Origin of the sequence: Undibacterium sp. TJN19, assembly GCF_049339485.1 — a bacterium.
GTDB lineage: Bacteria > Pseudomonadota > Gammaproteobacteria > Burkholderiales > Burkholderiaceae_D > Undibacterium.
In genome coordinates this window covers 540655-554122 of the sequence record NZ_JBMPPL010000002.1, presented here as the reverse complement: position 1 = coordinate 554122, position 13468 = coordinate 540655, and the positions used below count along the sequence as shown (strand labels likewise).

General features: G+C 50.6%; 12 protein-coding genes. 5 read left to right on the top strand and 7 right to left on the bottom strand.

Annotated features, from left to right (window positions below; all coding sequences use genetic code 11):
• Positions 1-11 precede the first annotated feature (11 nt).
• The 7 genes from modB to grpE form a co-directional block, all read right to left on the bottom strand.
• Entirely contained in the window at positions 12-683 is a 672-nt protein-coding gene (gene modB / locus ACO0LH_RS10745; RefSeq protein WP_422941065.1) for a molybdate ABC transporter permease subunit, read from the bottom strand.
• Positions 684-708: 25 nt separating this feature from the next.
• Positions 709-1467 carry a molybdate ABC transporter substrate-binding protein gene (modA, locus tag ACO0LH_RS10740; RefSeq protein WP_422941064.1) on the bottom strand — a complete coding sequence of 253 codons (759 nt, stop codon included), beginning with the start codon at positions 1465-1467 and terminating at the stop codon, positions 709-711.
• Positions 1468-1675: 208 nt separating this feature from the next.
• A complete protein-coding gene (locus ACO0LH_RS10735) occupies positions 1676-2266 on the bottom strand; it encodes a chalcone isomerase family protein (protein WP_422941063.1) in 591 nt (196 codons plus the stop codon).
• Positions 2267-2340: 74 nt separating this feature from the next.
• Positions 2341-5319: an EAL domain-containing protein gene (locus tag ACO0LH_RS10730; RefSeq protein ID WP_422941062.1), complete on the bottom strand. Its 2979-nt coding sequence runs from the start codon at positions 5317-5319 to the stop codon at positions 2341-2343.
• Between the two features lie 267 nt (positions 5320-5586).
• Positions 5587-6705, bottom strand: a complete 1119-nt coding sequence (gene dnaJ, locus ACO0LH_RS10725; protein ID WP_422941061.1) for a molecular chaperone DnaJ — start codon at positions 6703-6705, stop codon at positions 5587-5589.
• 123 nt (positions 6706-6828) lie between these two features.
• Entirely contained in the window at positions 6829-8778 is a 1950-nt protein-coding gene (gene dnaK, locus ACO0LH_RS10720; RefSeq protein ID WP_422941060.1) for a molecular chaperone DnaK, read from the bottom strand.
• A 143-nt stretch (positions 8779-8921) separates the two neighbouring features.
• Positions 8922-9518, bottom strand: a complete 597-nt coding sequence (gene grpE, locus ACO0LH_RS10715) for a nucleotide exchange factor GrpE (RefSeq protein ID WP_422941059.1) — start codon at positions 9516-9518, stop codon at positions 8922-8924.
• A 163-nt stretch (positions 9519-9681) separates the two neighbouring features.
• Between grpE and ACO0LH_RS10710 the strand changes: the two genes are divergently transcribed.
• From ACO0LH_RS10710 to rfbD, 5 genes are all read left to right on the top strand, one after another.
• Complete coding sequence (locus ACO0LH_RS10710) at positions 9682-9828, top strand: hypothetical protein (protein WP_422941058.1); 147 nt, start codon at positions 9682-9684, stop codon at positions 9826-9828.
• A gap of 194 nt (positions 9829-10022) precedes the next feature.
• The gene (rfbB, locus tag ACO0LH_RS10705; protein WP_422941057.1) at positions 10023-11090 is read left to right on the top strand and encodes a dTDP-glucose 4,6-dehydratase; all 1068 of its coding nucleotides are present in this window, start codon (positions 10023-10025) and stop codon (positions 11088-11090) included.
• The gene (gene rfbA / locus ACO0LH_RS10700) at positions 11087-11980 is read left to right on the top strand and encodes a glucose-1-phosphate thymidylyltransferase RfbA (protein ID WP_422941056.1); all 894 of its coding nucleotides are present in this window, start codon (positions 11087-11089) and stop codon (positions 11978-11980) included. Before rfbB ends, rfbA begins: the two co-directional genes overlap by 4 nt.
• Before the next feature lie 3 nt (positions 11981-11983).
• Positions 11984-12535: a dTDP-4-dehydrorhamnose 3,5-epimerase gene (gene rfbC / locus ACO0LH_RS10695; RefSeq protein ID WP_422941055.1), complete on the top strand. Its 552-nt coding sequence runs from the start codon at positions 11984-11986 to the stop codon at positions 12533-12535.
• Complete coding sequence (gene rfbD / locus ACO0LH_RS10690) at positions 12532-13467, top strand: dTDP-4-dehydrorhamnose reductase (protein WP_422941054.1); 936 nt, start codon at positions 12532-12534, stop codon at positions 13465-13467. Before rfbC ends, rfbD begins: the two co-directional genes overlap by 4 nt.
• Position 13468: the final 1 nt, after the last annotated feature.

The window sequence follows — 13468 nt, the reverse complement described above, 5'->3', positions numbered from 1 at the left end:
GGCCTTGTGAATTACTGGTTACCGAAGCGCCCGGGCACGAGGCGCCCGGCAAGCAGCAGTGCAACGATGCATACTGCCGAGGTGATCAGCACCAGCATATTGGCCACATCATCCTGCCCGGCCTGCACGGCTTCATAGACGGCAATCGACAGGGTCTGGGTCTTGCCGGGGATGCTGCCAGCCACCATCAGGGTGGCACCAAACTCACCCAGGGCACGCGCAAACGCCAACAGCAAACCCGCCAAAATACCGCGCCAGGCCAGCGGTAAGGTGACGCGAAAAAATACCGCCATTTCAGAAATGCCCAATACCCGTGCGGCCTGTTCCAGCTGCCCATCGACCGATTCAAAAGCGGCACGGGCCGGTTTGAAAACCAGAGGGAAAGCCACGATGGCCGCCGCAATCACCGCACCTTGCCAGGTGAAGATCAGGCTGAACCCGAAATGGTCTTGCAACCAGGCCCCCAGCCAGCTGCGCCGCCCCATCAAGACCAACAGGTAATAGCCAAGTACGGTTGGCGGCATGACCATGGGCAGGGTCAGCAAGGTATCAAGCAGGTCGCGGCCAGGAAAGCGCGTGCGTGCCAGCAGGTAGCCTACCGCAATGCCAAAAAACAGATTCAGCACGGTGGCCCAGCCGGCAACTTTCAGCGACAGCAGCAGCGCGTTCCAGACAGCATCCATCAATATGCCTTGTTTTTCATCGCTATCAAGGTTTCTGGAAGCCGTATTTGCCCAGAATGGCCTGGCTTTGCGGCAAGAAAAGCCAGGCAATAAAGCGCTTCGCTTCTTCGGCGTTGGCACTGTCTTTCATTTTGGCAACCGGATAACTGACAGGCAGGCTCAAAGGTACTTCCATGATGACTTTTACCTTGTCTTTCATGATGGCAGCATCCGTGGCATAGACAAACCCGGCATCGACTTCACCACGGGCGACATAATCCAGCGACTGACGCACGTTCTGGGTATTGATGGCCTTGCTTTCCAGCGCCGGCCACAGCTTGGCTGTTTCCAGTGCGTGTACGGTATATCTGCCTACTGGTACGCTGGCCGGGTTGCCGATGGCAATCCGTTTGACGCTGACTTGCGACAGGTCATTCAGGCCCTTGATGATGATCTTGCTGTCCAGCGGAGCGATCAGCACCAGGGAATTGCGGACGAAATCACGCCTGTCGGCAGCCAGTATCAGGCCCTGTTTTTCTGCGGCATCCATGGTTTCCTGGTCGGCAGATGCGAATACATCAACCGGTGCGCCTTTGGCAATCTGCTGCAACAAGGCGCCGGAAGCGCCAAAATTCAGTGCTACCTTGGCGTCCGGATATTGTGTCTGGTAATTTTGTGCGATTTCCTTGAAGGCATTGGTCAGGCTGGAAGCGGCAGAGACTGTCACTTCTGCGGCAGATGCCAGCCCTGCACCCGCAAACATGCTCAGTATGATCAATAGTTTAGGCAAATTTCTGACGCGCATAGGGCAACTCTCGAATAAATGAACAAAAGTCGTAATATACACGTATATATAGCGCTATTGGATACGCGGCAAATGACACCGGGTATTGCCATATGCTGATATGTATTGTGATGGATTGCGATGGATGGATATTGCGCGGAATGATTGAGCGCATAAAAAAACGCAAGGATTTACCGTCCTTGCGTTTTTCAATTGCCAAAAAGAAAGATTAGCGGTCTTCTGCCAGCATGGCTTTTTTGAGGGTCTTGTCGACCGGGTATTCACCCAGCCAGATGCGCAGCAAAGCATTGTAAAACGCCAAATCAGGGTAAGGGTCACCCATTTTCTTGCCATTCAGCGATACCACGGTACCAACACCAGGTATCCAGTCATTGGTCATGACGTCACCCTTTTTGAGTTCTGGCACGGAGGCAAACAATTCGCCAAAGCGGATGAATTGCGAAGTCATCTTGGATTTTTCTGCCTTGTCGGTATTTTGCTGGATACCGGACATGAAGCCGCGACCAAATTCTTCATTGCTCAGATCACGCATCATCACCAGCGTTACCCGACGCGGCCCGGCTGCATTTAAAATATCTGGCACCGTCGTCTTCTTTTCTTTCAGGTAAAGACCCGCTACATAGACCTTGAAAATGGCCTTGTAGCGTATGCCAGCACCGTTCAGTTTTAATTCCGTACCACCTACCTGCACGGTTTCATCCAGCTTGACGCCGGCAACATCGACGGCCAGTGCTGCCCCTGACAGCCCCATCGCCAGGACCAGCGTAGCCAATTTTTTTATCGTTGTATTCAATATCATTTGTCTCCCCTTTTTTATTTACTTTTTCAATCTTCAGATGTCTGGTTGTGCTTTGGGTTGCATCAGCCTCCTGACTAGCTTACCTGAGTTTTCAATTTCAGGCTGTCGGCTTTTGAAAGATCATTTTTACCTGCAATCAGCAATTCAAATTGCGCTATGGAGACAGGCTTGCAGAACAGGTAGCCCTGAAAGGCTTGGCATCCGGATTGCAGTAAAAATTCACGCTGCTGTTCGGTTTCAACACCTTCGGCAATTACATTCAGATCCAGGCTGGCACCCAGGCTGATGATGGTGCGGACGATGTTGGCATTGTTAAGGTCATCAGGCAAATTTTGTACAAAAGTCCGGTCTATCTTCAACTGATTCAAAGGCAGGCGTTGCAGATAAGAAAGAGATGAATAACCGGTACCAAAATCATCCATGGAAAACCCTATACCCAGGGTTTTCAAGGCATGCATTTTTTCAATGACCGTAGCAACATCTTCCAAGACGACGCTTTCTGTCAATTCCAGTTTCAGCAATACCGGGTTCACCCCGGTTTCAAGCAATATGCGCTTGACGTCATCGACAAAACCCGCATGACGAAATTGCCTGGCGCTGACGTTGACTGCCAGTTGCATCGCACATTTTGAACTGTCGCTTGCCCATTGGGCGATTTGCCGACAGGCCGTTTCCAGCACCCATAAACCTATAGGCAAAATCAGGCCGGTTTCTTCGGCAAGCGGAATAAAATCCAGCGGCGACACGAGGCCGCGAACAGGATGCTGCCAGCGCAACAGAACTTCAGCCCCGATGGGGTCACCCAGTGCACTGACCTGCAATTGATAATGCAAAATCAGTTGCTGGTTGCTCAGGGCATGCCGCAAATCCGTTTCTATGGCAGTGCGGGATTCAAGTGCTGCCTGCATGCTGGGATCAAAGAAGCGCAGGCTATTCTTGCCCAGCGCCTTGGCCTGGTACATAGCCATATCGGCGCGGCGCAGCAATTCATCAATACCGATGTTGTCAATGCCAAAGATGGTGATGCCTATGCTGCCAGAACTGTCGTATTCAAGATGCCCGAGATGGATGGTCTGATTAAGAGCCTGCCTGATTTTTTCTGCGATGCTTTCAGCCAGGCTGGCAGCATGCGTGATGTCGCTGTGCAGACCTTCAAGTACTACCACAAACTCATCGCCACCCGTGCGGGACACAGTATCATCGGCGCGCACACAGGCATGGATGAGCTTGCCTATCTGGGTCAGCAGCATATCCCCCATATTGTGGCCCTGGGTGTCATTGAGGGTCTTGAAATTGTCGAGGTCTATCATCAGGATGGCACCATGCCGCTGATGCCTGCGGCTCATCGATAAGGCCCGTGCCAGCCTGTCCAATAGCAGGCGACGATTCGGCAAACTGGTCAGCGGGTCAAAAAAGGCCAACTGATGTATTTTTTCTTCTGATGCCTTATGCTCGGTAATATCGTTGAATGACCCGACATAATTAGAAACCCTGCCATCTTTGCCAAGTACAGCAGAAATCACCAGACGTTCAGAATAAATTTCCCCATTCTTGCGGCGGTTCCATAGCTCACCCTGCCAATGATGAAATTTCAGAATATCTTCCCACATCTGCTTGTAAAAGCCCTCGTCATGACGACCTGACTGCAACAAACGGGTAGATAAACCTATTGCTTCGCTGGCTTCGTAACCGGTAATACGGGTGAACGCGCGATTCACTCGCACTATCATCAGGTCGGCATCAGTGATGATGATGCCTTCTTCCGTTTCAAACGCCATGGCGGCGATTTCCAGCTCTTTATCGGCAAGTTTTTTTTCAGTGATGTCGCGCAATAAGGCGACGTATTGTTGCAGTTGTCCATCCTGGTCATGTACGGGTGTCAACAATAATTCCAGCCACAGCAACTTGCCGGCGTCACCCGCCCTGCTGTATTCCATCTGTAATGGTGATTGACGGCGGTTATTCTGTTTGAACAGGGCAGCTACAGGCTCGGCAAATAATTCGCCCAGTTTTTTTTCATACAAGGACTGTTGATTGAAACCGCTGAGATGGCAAGCCGCCTGATTGACGTAATTGATCTGGCCATCGGCGCTTGCAATCATGACGCCCTGCGAAGTGGCACTCAAGGCTTCGTTACGCAAGCGCAGCAGGGCTTCGCTCTCTTTCAGCTCCCTGGCATTGATCTCGCGCTGTCGCTTGCGCAGAATCGACTGGTAACTGATTTGCCAGGCCATCAGGCACAAAATCACACCGAACACCTCAATAAAGCGTGACAGGCGCGTTGCGCCTTGCCAGCCACCAATCGGTTGTGCTGCCAGTTTCCAGCTGCCGCCGGGCAACAGAATAGGCTGGATAATCGAATCACCGGCAAATAAGCTGCCATCACCTAGAAACACTTCCCCCTTGCTACCCTTGGCGTCACGCCCGCGTATGGCCAGGTTGATCTGTTTTTGCATCTGCGCGACACCCGCTTGTTCAAGCAAGGGTTCATAATTAACCACCATGGCGATTGAACCTAAAAACAAGTCGTGATCTTCATGCTGATACACCGGAATGCGAACTACCAGCCCGGTGCCACCCTGCACCAGATTCAGTGGGCCGGCAATCTGTATGGTCTTTTCTTCCATCATGCGCTGATAAACCGGCCATTGTTTCGGCAGCTTGCGGTAGTCCATGCCGACTACCTTTTCATTATCTTTATACGGGTAGACATAAGATGCGATGGTGTCCTTGACGAGCACCAGGTTGCGTATGCTGGGGTTGCCATTGGCCACCTCTGCCGCCAGGACTTTAAATTCCTGTTCCGATAATTGAGGATTGGTAGCGAAAGTCACCGCCAGCACCCTGGCTGCGGAGATATTGGAAGTCATGCCGGTGCCCAGTTTGGCGCGCAGCACTGCCAGTTTTTCTACGACATCGACTCGTTGCTTTTGTATCGCAAGTTCACGCTCATTGCCATCAATGGCCCATAAGACAAAAAATACTATCAGTGCCGCACCCAAGGCGTACAACTTGGGATATTTATGCGACAACTCAGTGTGAGATATGTCCATTGATATAGCAAAAACCCTGGGAATTGAGCAACAAGCAGACTGGTAAGTTCTTCTTCAGGCGACTTCTTCAAGCATGTTTTTCAGGTGTGTTCTCATAGTAGCAGAAGGCTACCTTGTACGTTCGTACAATTACCTTCTTTGACATTCTGGCGGTACAGTGAAAAATTGGCAACAATAAAAAGGCCTGCCGGAACAAGTTCAGGCAGGCCTTTATCACTTTTTACCACCGGTCAGCAAGCTGAAGTGGTCAAAGATCGTTGCGCTTATTTACTCAAAAAACTTCTTCACCTTGTCCATCCAGGTTTTGCTCTGCGGATTGTGTTTGGAGCCACCTTCTACAGTCAGTTTCTCAAAATCACGCAGCAGGTCTTTTTGCTTTTCCGTCAGTTTGACAGGTGTTTCTATGACGACGTGACAGAACAGGTCGCCAGCATAACCAGAACGCACACCTTTTACACCCTTGCTGCGCAGGCGGAAAGTTTTACCAGACTGTGTGCCTTCAGGCACCGTGAATGAGGCTTTGCCACTCAAGGTCGGCACTTCAATATCGCCACCCAAAGCTGCCTTGACAAAGGAAATCGGGATTTCGCAATGCAGGTCATCGCCTTCGCGCTGGAATACCGGATGTTGCTTGATGTGGATTTCCACATACAAATCACCCGGTGGGCCACCGTTCATGCCAGGCTCACCATTGCCGGAAGAGCGGATACGCATGCCGTCATCAATACCAGCAGGTATTTTCACTTCCAGGGTTTTATTGCGTTTGATACGTCCCACACCAGAACAAGTCGGGCATGGGTCAGGAATCATCTTGCCAGTGCCATGACACTTGGGGCAACTTTGCTGGATACTGAACAAGCCTTGCTGCATGCGTACCTGGCCATGCCCGCCGCAAGTGGTACAGGTGACAGGTGAAGTACCCGGCTTGGCACCAGAGCCATGGCAGGTATCGCAAGAATCCCAGCTTGGTACTCGGATGGTGGTATCAAAACCATTGGCAGCCTGTTCCAGCGTGATTTCGAGGTTATAGCGCAAATCGGCACCACGATATACCTGCGGGCCGGCATTGCGGCGGCCACCACCAAAGATATCACCAAAAATATCACCAAAGGCATCAGCAAAACCACCGGCACCACCACCTCCGCCGCCACCCATATTAGGGTCAACGCCTGCATGACCATAGCGGTCATAGGCATCACGCTTCTGGCTGTCAGACAGCATCTCGTAAGCCTCTTTGGCTTCCTTGAATTTTTCTTCGGCAGCCTTGTTATCCGGATTACGGTCCGGATGGTGTTTCATCGCGAGCTTGCGATAGGCCTTTTTGATTTCTTCTTCTGAGGCGTTTTTACCGACTCCAAGAATTTCGTAAAAATCACGCTTCGCCATCTCTTGTTAACCTCTGTATTTGTCTCAAACTCAAGCGTCAAACTTAAGCGCAAACGCCGGGCAGGCACCGCAAAGCGCGAGCCACCCGGCGAGTCATGACGGGCGAGCCCGTCAAAGTAGGGATTACTTACTGTCTTTGACTTCTTTGAAGTCCGCATCAACGACATCGTCGTCATGTGGTTTGCCTTCTGCACCTGCCGCGCCAGCACTACCAGCGTTGCCGGCAGCGCCAGCAGCAGCCTGTTGTGCCTGCATGTCTGCATACACTTTTTCACCCAGCTTTTGGGATGCAGTAGATAATGCGCCCAGCTTGGTATCAATCTCAGCCTTGTCACCGGATTTCAATACATCTTCCAGATCCTTGATGGCAGCTTCGATTTTCTCTTTTTCGCCAGCTTCCAGTTTGTCGCCATGCTCAGCCAGGGCTTTTTTGGTGGAGTGCACCAAAGCGTCGCCCTGATTGCGGGACTCAGCCAATTCCTTGACCTTTTTGTCTTCTTCCGCGTTCAGTTCAGCATCTTTCACCATTTTCTGGATTTCTTCTTCGGTCAAACCAGAGTTGGCCTTGATGGTAATCTTGTTTTCTTTGCCTGTGGCTTTGTCTTTTGCACCTACGTGCAAAATACCATTGGCGTCGATATCAAAAGTCACTTCAATCTGTGGCGTGCCACGGGCTGATGGTGGAATACCTTCGAGGTTGAATTCACCCAGGCCTTTATTGCCGGCAGCGATTTCGCGTTCACCCTGATAGACCTTGATGGTCACGGCAGGCTGGTTATCATCAGCAGTCGAGAATACCTGGCTGAACTTGGTCGGGATAGTTGTGTTCTTCTGGATCATTTTGGTCATGACGCCGCCCAGGGTTTCGATACCCAGGGACAAAGGTGTCACGTCCAGCAACAACAGATCTTTACGGTCACCAGACAAAACGGAACCTTGAATCGCTGCACCAACGGCAACGGCTTCATCCGGGTTCACGTCTTTACGTGGTTCCTTGCCGAAGAATTCTTTAACGATGTCCTGTACCTTGGGCATACGTGTCATACCACCGACCAGGATGATGTCATCGATGTCGGTCGTTTTCACGCCTGCATCCTTGATCGCCATGCGGCAAGGATCTATCGTTTTCTGGATCAGTTCTTCTACCAGGGCTTCCAGCTTGGCACGTGTGATTTTCAAATTCAAATGCACAGGTGCACCATTCGTCATGGCGATGTAAGGCTCGTTGATCTCAGTCTGTTGCGCGCTCGACAATTCAATTTTTGCACGTTCGGCAGATGCCTTGATACGCTGCAAGGCGATCGGGTCTTTGGACAAGTCCAGACCATTGATCTTTTTGAATTCGTCAATGATGTAATCAATGATGCGTTGATCGAAATCTTCACCACCGAGGAAAGTATCGCCGTTCGTGGACAATACTTCGAATTGCATTTCGCCATCTACGTCAGCGATTTCAATGATGGAGACGTCGAAAGTACCGCCACCCAAGTCATACACAGCAATCTTGCGATCGCCTTTTTCTTTTTTGTCCAGACCAAAGGCCAGCGCAGCAGCAGTTGGCTCATTGATGATACGTTTGACATCCAGACCGGCGATACGGCCAGCGTCTTTGGTTGCCTGACGTTGTGCATCATTAAAGTAAGCAGGAACAGTGATCACTGCTTCTGTCACTTCTTCACCGAGGTAATCCTCAGCGGTTTTTTTCATTTTGCGCAAAACTTCGGCAGAAATCTGCGGTGGGGCCAGGCGCTTGTCGCGTACGGATACCCAGGCATCGCCGTTGTCAGCTTTGGAAATAGTGTAAGGCATCAGGCCGATGTCTTTTTGTACTTCTTTTTCTTCGAACTTACGGCCAATCAGGCGTTTTACAGCAAACAGGGTATTTTTTGGATTGGTAACAGCCTGGCGTTTTGCCGAAGCACCAACCAGAATTTCGCCATCTTCCTGATAGGCGATGATAGATGGCGTGGTACGTGCGCCTTCTGCATTTTCGATGACTTTTGGCTGGCCGCCTTCCATGATAGCGACGCAAGAATTGGTCGTACCCAAATCAATACCAATCATTTTTCCCATGATAGTTCCCTTAGAATGTAGATTTTATTTGTCAATGTTGGTGAGCTGGCTGGCGTTTTTCGCTATAACCAACTCGTCTGTTTCGGATATTTGGTAAAAAACACGCTTTTCAAGCGTTTTTTACGTGTTTTTTTACGTTTTTCTTACTTTCCTTGCGCTACAGTCACTAAAGCAGGACGTAACAGGCGGTCGGCAATGGTATAGCCTTTTTGTAATACAGTCACGACAGTATTGGCATCCTGTTCGGCAGGGACCATGGAAATAGCCTGATGCTTCATAGGATCGAGCTTTTCGCCAGGTGCCGGATTGATATCCGTCAAACGGTTCTTGTCGAAAGCGGCACTTAACTGCTTCAGTGTCATTTCGACACCTTCTTTTAAAGCTTCAATCGAAGGCGTATCGATTTTAAGTGCCATTTCCAGGCTATCCTTGACGGGTACCATGGCTTCTGCAAAGCCCTCAATCGCAAATTTATGTGCTTTTGTAATATCTTCCTGCGCACGGCGACGAATATTTTCACCTTCAGCCTTGGCACGCATGAAAGAATCTTGCAATTCTTGCACTTTCGCTTCCAGTTGAGCAATAATTTGCGAGGCATCTGGCTGCGCGGATGCTGGCGTTGCCTGATTGACTTCTTTTGCATCAGTTTCTGGCTGAGCAACATTTTCTTGCAGCGGCTCCGGCGCGGATGTTTCTGCTGCTTCAACTTTCTCCGTTTGCTGGCTTTCTTGCTCTTGCATACTTACTCTCCATATCAAAAACGTACATTGCCTACAGAAATGGGGATATACACACACCATTTCAAGGGTTAATCACGAACTATTTTCGCTTTTCACAGTCCACTGCCACAATAAGGTGCAATAAATACATTTCGTAACAAAAAGAGAACAATTCATTACTGAAATGACCACCAAAACGCCTAAGATGGAAATCAGGGAATTACCCAAAAGCGAGGTTAAAGCCATGAAACTTTCACTGATATCATTATTGCTGCTGACCTACACCGTCGCCACGGTTGCCTGGATTTGCCTGTCTCAAAGTAATACCTGAGCAGAGTCCTCAGTACCACCCGCCTTAGCACCACCCGCACCTCAATCCCGGTTACAAATACCGGGATAGTCTGTTTCTGCAGATACAAAGCACTTACATTCGTCCGATATTCCTTATCTTTAGCAACGAAATCCCGCTCTTCTCAAGTAAAATCGCCTGTTCCAAGCATTTCAGCGATTAAACGGGAGTAAGGCATGATTTTTGTTACAGGCGGCGCAGGTTTCATAGGCGCCAATTTTGTTCTGGATTGGCTCGCGCAATCGGATGAACCTGTCCTGAATTACGACAAGCTGACTTATGCTGGCAATCTTAACAATCTTGCAAGCCTGAAAAATGATAGTCGCCATGTCTTTGTACAGGGGGATATCAATGACAATGCCCAGTTATGCGCCCTGTTTTTTGAATATCAACCGCGCGCCATTGTCCATTTTGCTGCTGAAAGCCATGTAGACCGTTCCATCCTCGGCCCGGCTGCCTTTGTAACAACCAATGTCAATGGCACATTCGCCCTGCTGGAAGCTGCCCGCACTTATTGGCAGAGCCTCGAAGGCGATGAAAAATCAGCCTTTCGCTTTTTGCATGTCTCCACCGATGAAGTCTATGGCACATTAGGTGCAGATGATGCGCCTTTCAGTGAAACCAAGGCCTATGCGCCAAACAGCCCGTATTCTGCCACCAAGGCGGCCTCTGACCATCTGGTACGCGCCTACCATCATACGTATGGCATGCCTGTGTTGACGACGAATTGCTCGAACAACTACGGCCCTTATCATTTTCCGGAAAAACTGATACCGCTGATGATCACCAATGCAAGGGCAGGCAAGGAATTGCCCGTCTATGGCGATGGTTTGCAGGTACGTGACTGGCTGTATGTAACAGACCATTGTTCAGCGATACGACGTGTACTCGAAAGCGGCAAGCCGGGCGAAACCTATAATATAGGCGGCTGGAATGAACAAACCAATCTGAGCGTAGTCCATACCCTGTGTGAATTACTGGATGAGTTGCAGGCAAAACCAGAAGGCAGCTATAAAGACCAGATCAGGCACATCACCGACCGCCCGGGGCATGACCGCCGTTATGCCATTGACGCCAGAAAAATCGAAAAAGAGCTGGGCTGGACACCACAGGAAACTTTTGAAACAGGCTTGAAAAAAACCGTCGCATGGTATCTGGCCAACGACAGCTGGACCAAACAGGTGCAGTCAGGCGAATATCTGCAATGGGTCGCACTGCAATACAATGAAGAGGAGCAGGCATGAGCCGCATCACGACACGCAAAGGCATCATCCTGGCGGGTGGCTCGGGCACGCGTCTGTATCCGGTGACGCAGGCAATCTCCAAGCAATTGCTGCCGGTCTATGACAAGCCGATGATTTACTATCCGCTGACATCATTGATGCTGGCAGGTATCCGCGACATTCTCATCATTTCGACACCGCAGGACACGCCGCGCTTTACTGAGTTGCTGGGTAACGGTGCGCAATGGGGTATCAATCTCAGCTATGCCGTGCAACCGACACCAGATGGGCTGGCCCAGGCCTTTGTGATAGGCCGCTCATTTGTCGGCAATGCCACGTCTGCCCTGATCCTGGGTGACAATATTTATTACGGTAATGACTTTGAATCACAGTTGCGCCAGGCTGATGAGCAAACCCTGGGGGCCACAGTGTTTGCCTATCATGTCAATGACCCCGAGCGCTATGGCGTAGTGGAATTTGATGACAAGCGCCAGGCCATCAGCATAGAAGAAAAGCCCAAACAGGCAAAATCCAATTATGCCGTCACCGGTCTGTATTTTTATGATCAGCAAGTCTGTGACATTGCTGCCAGCATCAAGCCATCAGCGCGTGGTGAACTGGAAATTACCGACGTCAATAATGAATACCTGAAACAGGGCAAGCTCAATGTCGAACTGATGGGGCGTGGCATGGCCTGGCTCGATACCGGCACCCATGAATCCTTGCTTGAGGCAGGCCAGTTCATTGCGACGATAGAAAAGCGCCAGGGTTTGAAAGTAGCCTGCCCTGAAGAAATCGCCTATCGCCGTGGCTATATCACCGACGCTGATCTCGAAAAGCTGGCGCAGCCGCTGAAAAAAAATGAGTATGGCCAATACTTACTACAACTTTTGAACAAGAAGGCTTATTGAGCGATGAACGTTTTAGCAACCGAACTTGCTGATGTGCTGATTTTGGAACCGCGTGTATTTGGTGATGACCGTGGTTTCTTTTATGAAAGCTTCAATGCCAAAAAATTTGCCGAATTGACTGGCGTGAACGCCGTTTTCGTGCAGGATAACCATTCCAAATCAGCCAAAAATGTCTTGCGCGGCCTGCATTATCAGATACGCCAGAGCCAGGGCAAACTGGTGCGTGTCACCGCTGGCGAAGTGTATGACGTGGTAGTTGATTTGCGCAAGAATTCCAGCAGCTTCGGACAATCTGCCTGCGTCGTGCTGTCGGCAGAAAACCAGCGTCAGTTATGGATACCTGAAGGTTTTGCGCATGGTTTTCTGGTCATGTCGGAAAGCGCAGAATTTTTATACAAGACGACCGATTACTGGGCGCCGGAACACGAGCGCTGCCTGCTGTGGAACGACCCTGCCCTGGGCATACAATGGCCACTGACAGAAGCCGACGTTCCTGTACTGTCAGGCAAGGACCAGCTAGGAAAATTGCTGTCTGAAGCCGAGGTCTTTGCATGAAGATTTTGCTGACAGGCAGCAGCGGTCAATTGGGAAACGCACTGCTGCCGCAATTAAGCAAGCTGGCAACAGTATACGCGCCCTTGCGGCAGGAGCTGGACCTGGCAAACCCGGCACAACTACGCCGCTGCATACAGGATTTCAAACCCGACCTGATCATCAATCCCGCTGCCTATACCGCTGTCGACCTGGCAGAAACTGAAAAAGAACTCGCTCATACCATTAATGTGGACGCACCAGCATGCATGGCAGAAGAAGCGCACAAGCTCGGTGCTGGCCTGGTGCATTATTCCACCGACTATGTCTTTGACGGTGAAAAACGCGATGCGCAGGGTGACTGGCAAGCCTATCTGGAAAGCGATGCGACCAATCCACAAAATGTGTATGGCCAAACCAAGCTCGCCGGCGAACTCGCCATTGCAGCCACAGCTTGCCGGCATCTGATATTGCGTACCAGCTGGGTATATTCCCTGCACGGTAAAAATTTCCTGCTGACCATGTTGAAACTGGCCAGGGAACGCGAGCACTTGCGTGTCGTCAATGATCAATGGGGCGTACCCAATTCTGCGGCCTGGCTGGCTCAAGCCACTGGCGATATCCTTGCCAGCCTGTTCAAAACCGAAGACCCTACTGACTGGTGGCAAAGCAATGCCGGTACGTATCACCTCAGTGCCGGTGGAAAAACCAACTGGTGTGAATTTGCCGCCGCCATCATTGCCATAGCCGGACAGCAAAACAGCCTGGGGAAAACCGCCCCCGCCTTACAAGGCATTGCCAGCAGTGAATACCCGACTGCGGCACGCAGACCCAAAAATTCAATGCTGAACACACAGAAAATACAGACGCAATTCCAGTTGCACATGCCTGACTGGCAAACCTGCCTGCAACAGTGTATGCAGGAACTGCAACCCTTACCTCACTTTGAGAGCTAGC

What these genes read in the sequence shown, in the direction of transcription:
- rfbD (WP_422941054.1), top strand. Translation starts at nt 12,532, where the DNA reads ATGAAGATTTTGCTGACAGGCAGCAGCGGTCAATTGGGAAACGCACTG.
- dnaJ (WP_422941061.1), bottom strand. Translation starts at nt 6,705, where the DNA reads ATGGCGAAGCGTGATTTTTACGAAATTCTTGGAGTCGGTAAAAACGCC.
- rfbB (WP_422941057.1), top strand. Translation starts at nt 10,023, where the DNA reads ATGATTTTTGTTACAGGCGGCGCAGGTTTCATAGGCGCCAATTTTGTT.
- ACO0LH_RS10710 (WP_422941058.1), top strand. Translation starts at nt 9,682, where the DNA reads ATGACCACCAAAACGCCTAAGATGGAAATCAGGGAATTACCCAAAAGC.
- modB (WP_422941065.1), bottom strand. Translation starts at nt 683, where the DNA reads ATGGATGCTGTCTGGAACGCGCTGCTGCTGTCGCTGAAAGTTGCCGGC.
- modA (WP_422941064.1), bottom strand. Translation starts at nt 1,467, where the DNA reads ATGCGCGTCAGAAATTTGCCTAAACTATTGATCATACTGAGCATGTTT.
- ACO0LH_RS10735 (WP_422941063.1), bottom strand. Translation starts at nt 2,266, where the DNA reads ATGATATTGAATACAACGATAAAAAAATTGGCTACGCTGGTCCTGGCG.
- grpE (WP_422941059.1), bottom strand. Translation starts at nt 9,518, where the DNA reads ATGCAAGAGCAAGAAAGCCAGCAAACGGAGAAAGTTGAAGCAGCAGAA.
- dnaK (WP_422941060.1), bottom strand. Translation starts at nt 8,778, where the DNA reads ATGGGAAAAATGATTGGTATTGATTTGGGTACGACCAATTCTTGCGTC.
- ACO0LH_RS10730 (WP_422941062.1), bottom strand. Translation starts at nt 5,319, where the DNA reads ATGGACATATCTCACACTGAGTTGTCGCATAAATATCCCAAGTTGTAC.
- rfbA (WP_422941056.1), top strand. Translation starts at nt 11,087, where the DNA reads ATGAGCCGCATCACGACACGCAAAGGCATCATCCTGGCGGGTGGCTCG.
- rfbC (WP_422941055.1), top strand. Translation starts at nt 11,984, where the DNA reads ATGAACGTTTTAGCAACCGAACTTGCTGATGTGCTGATTTTGGAACCG.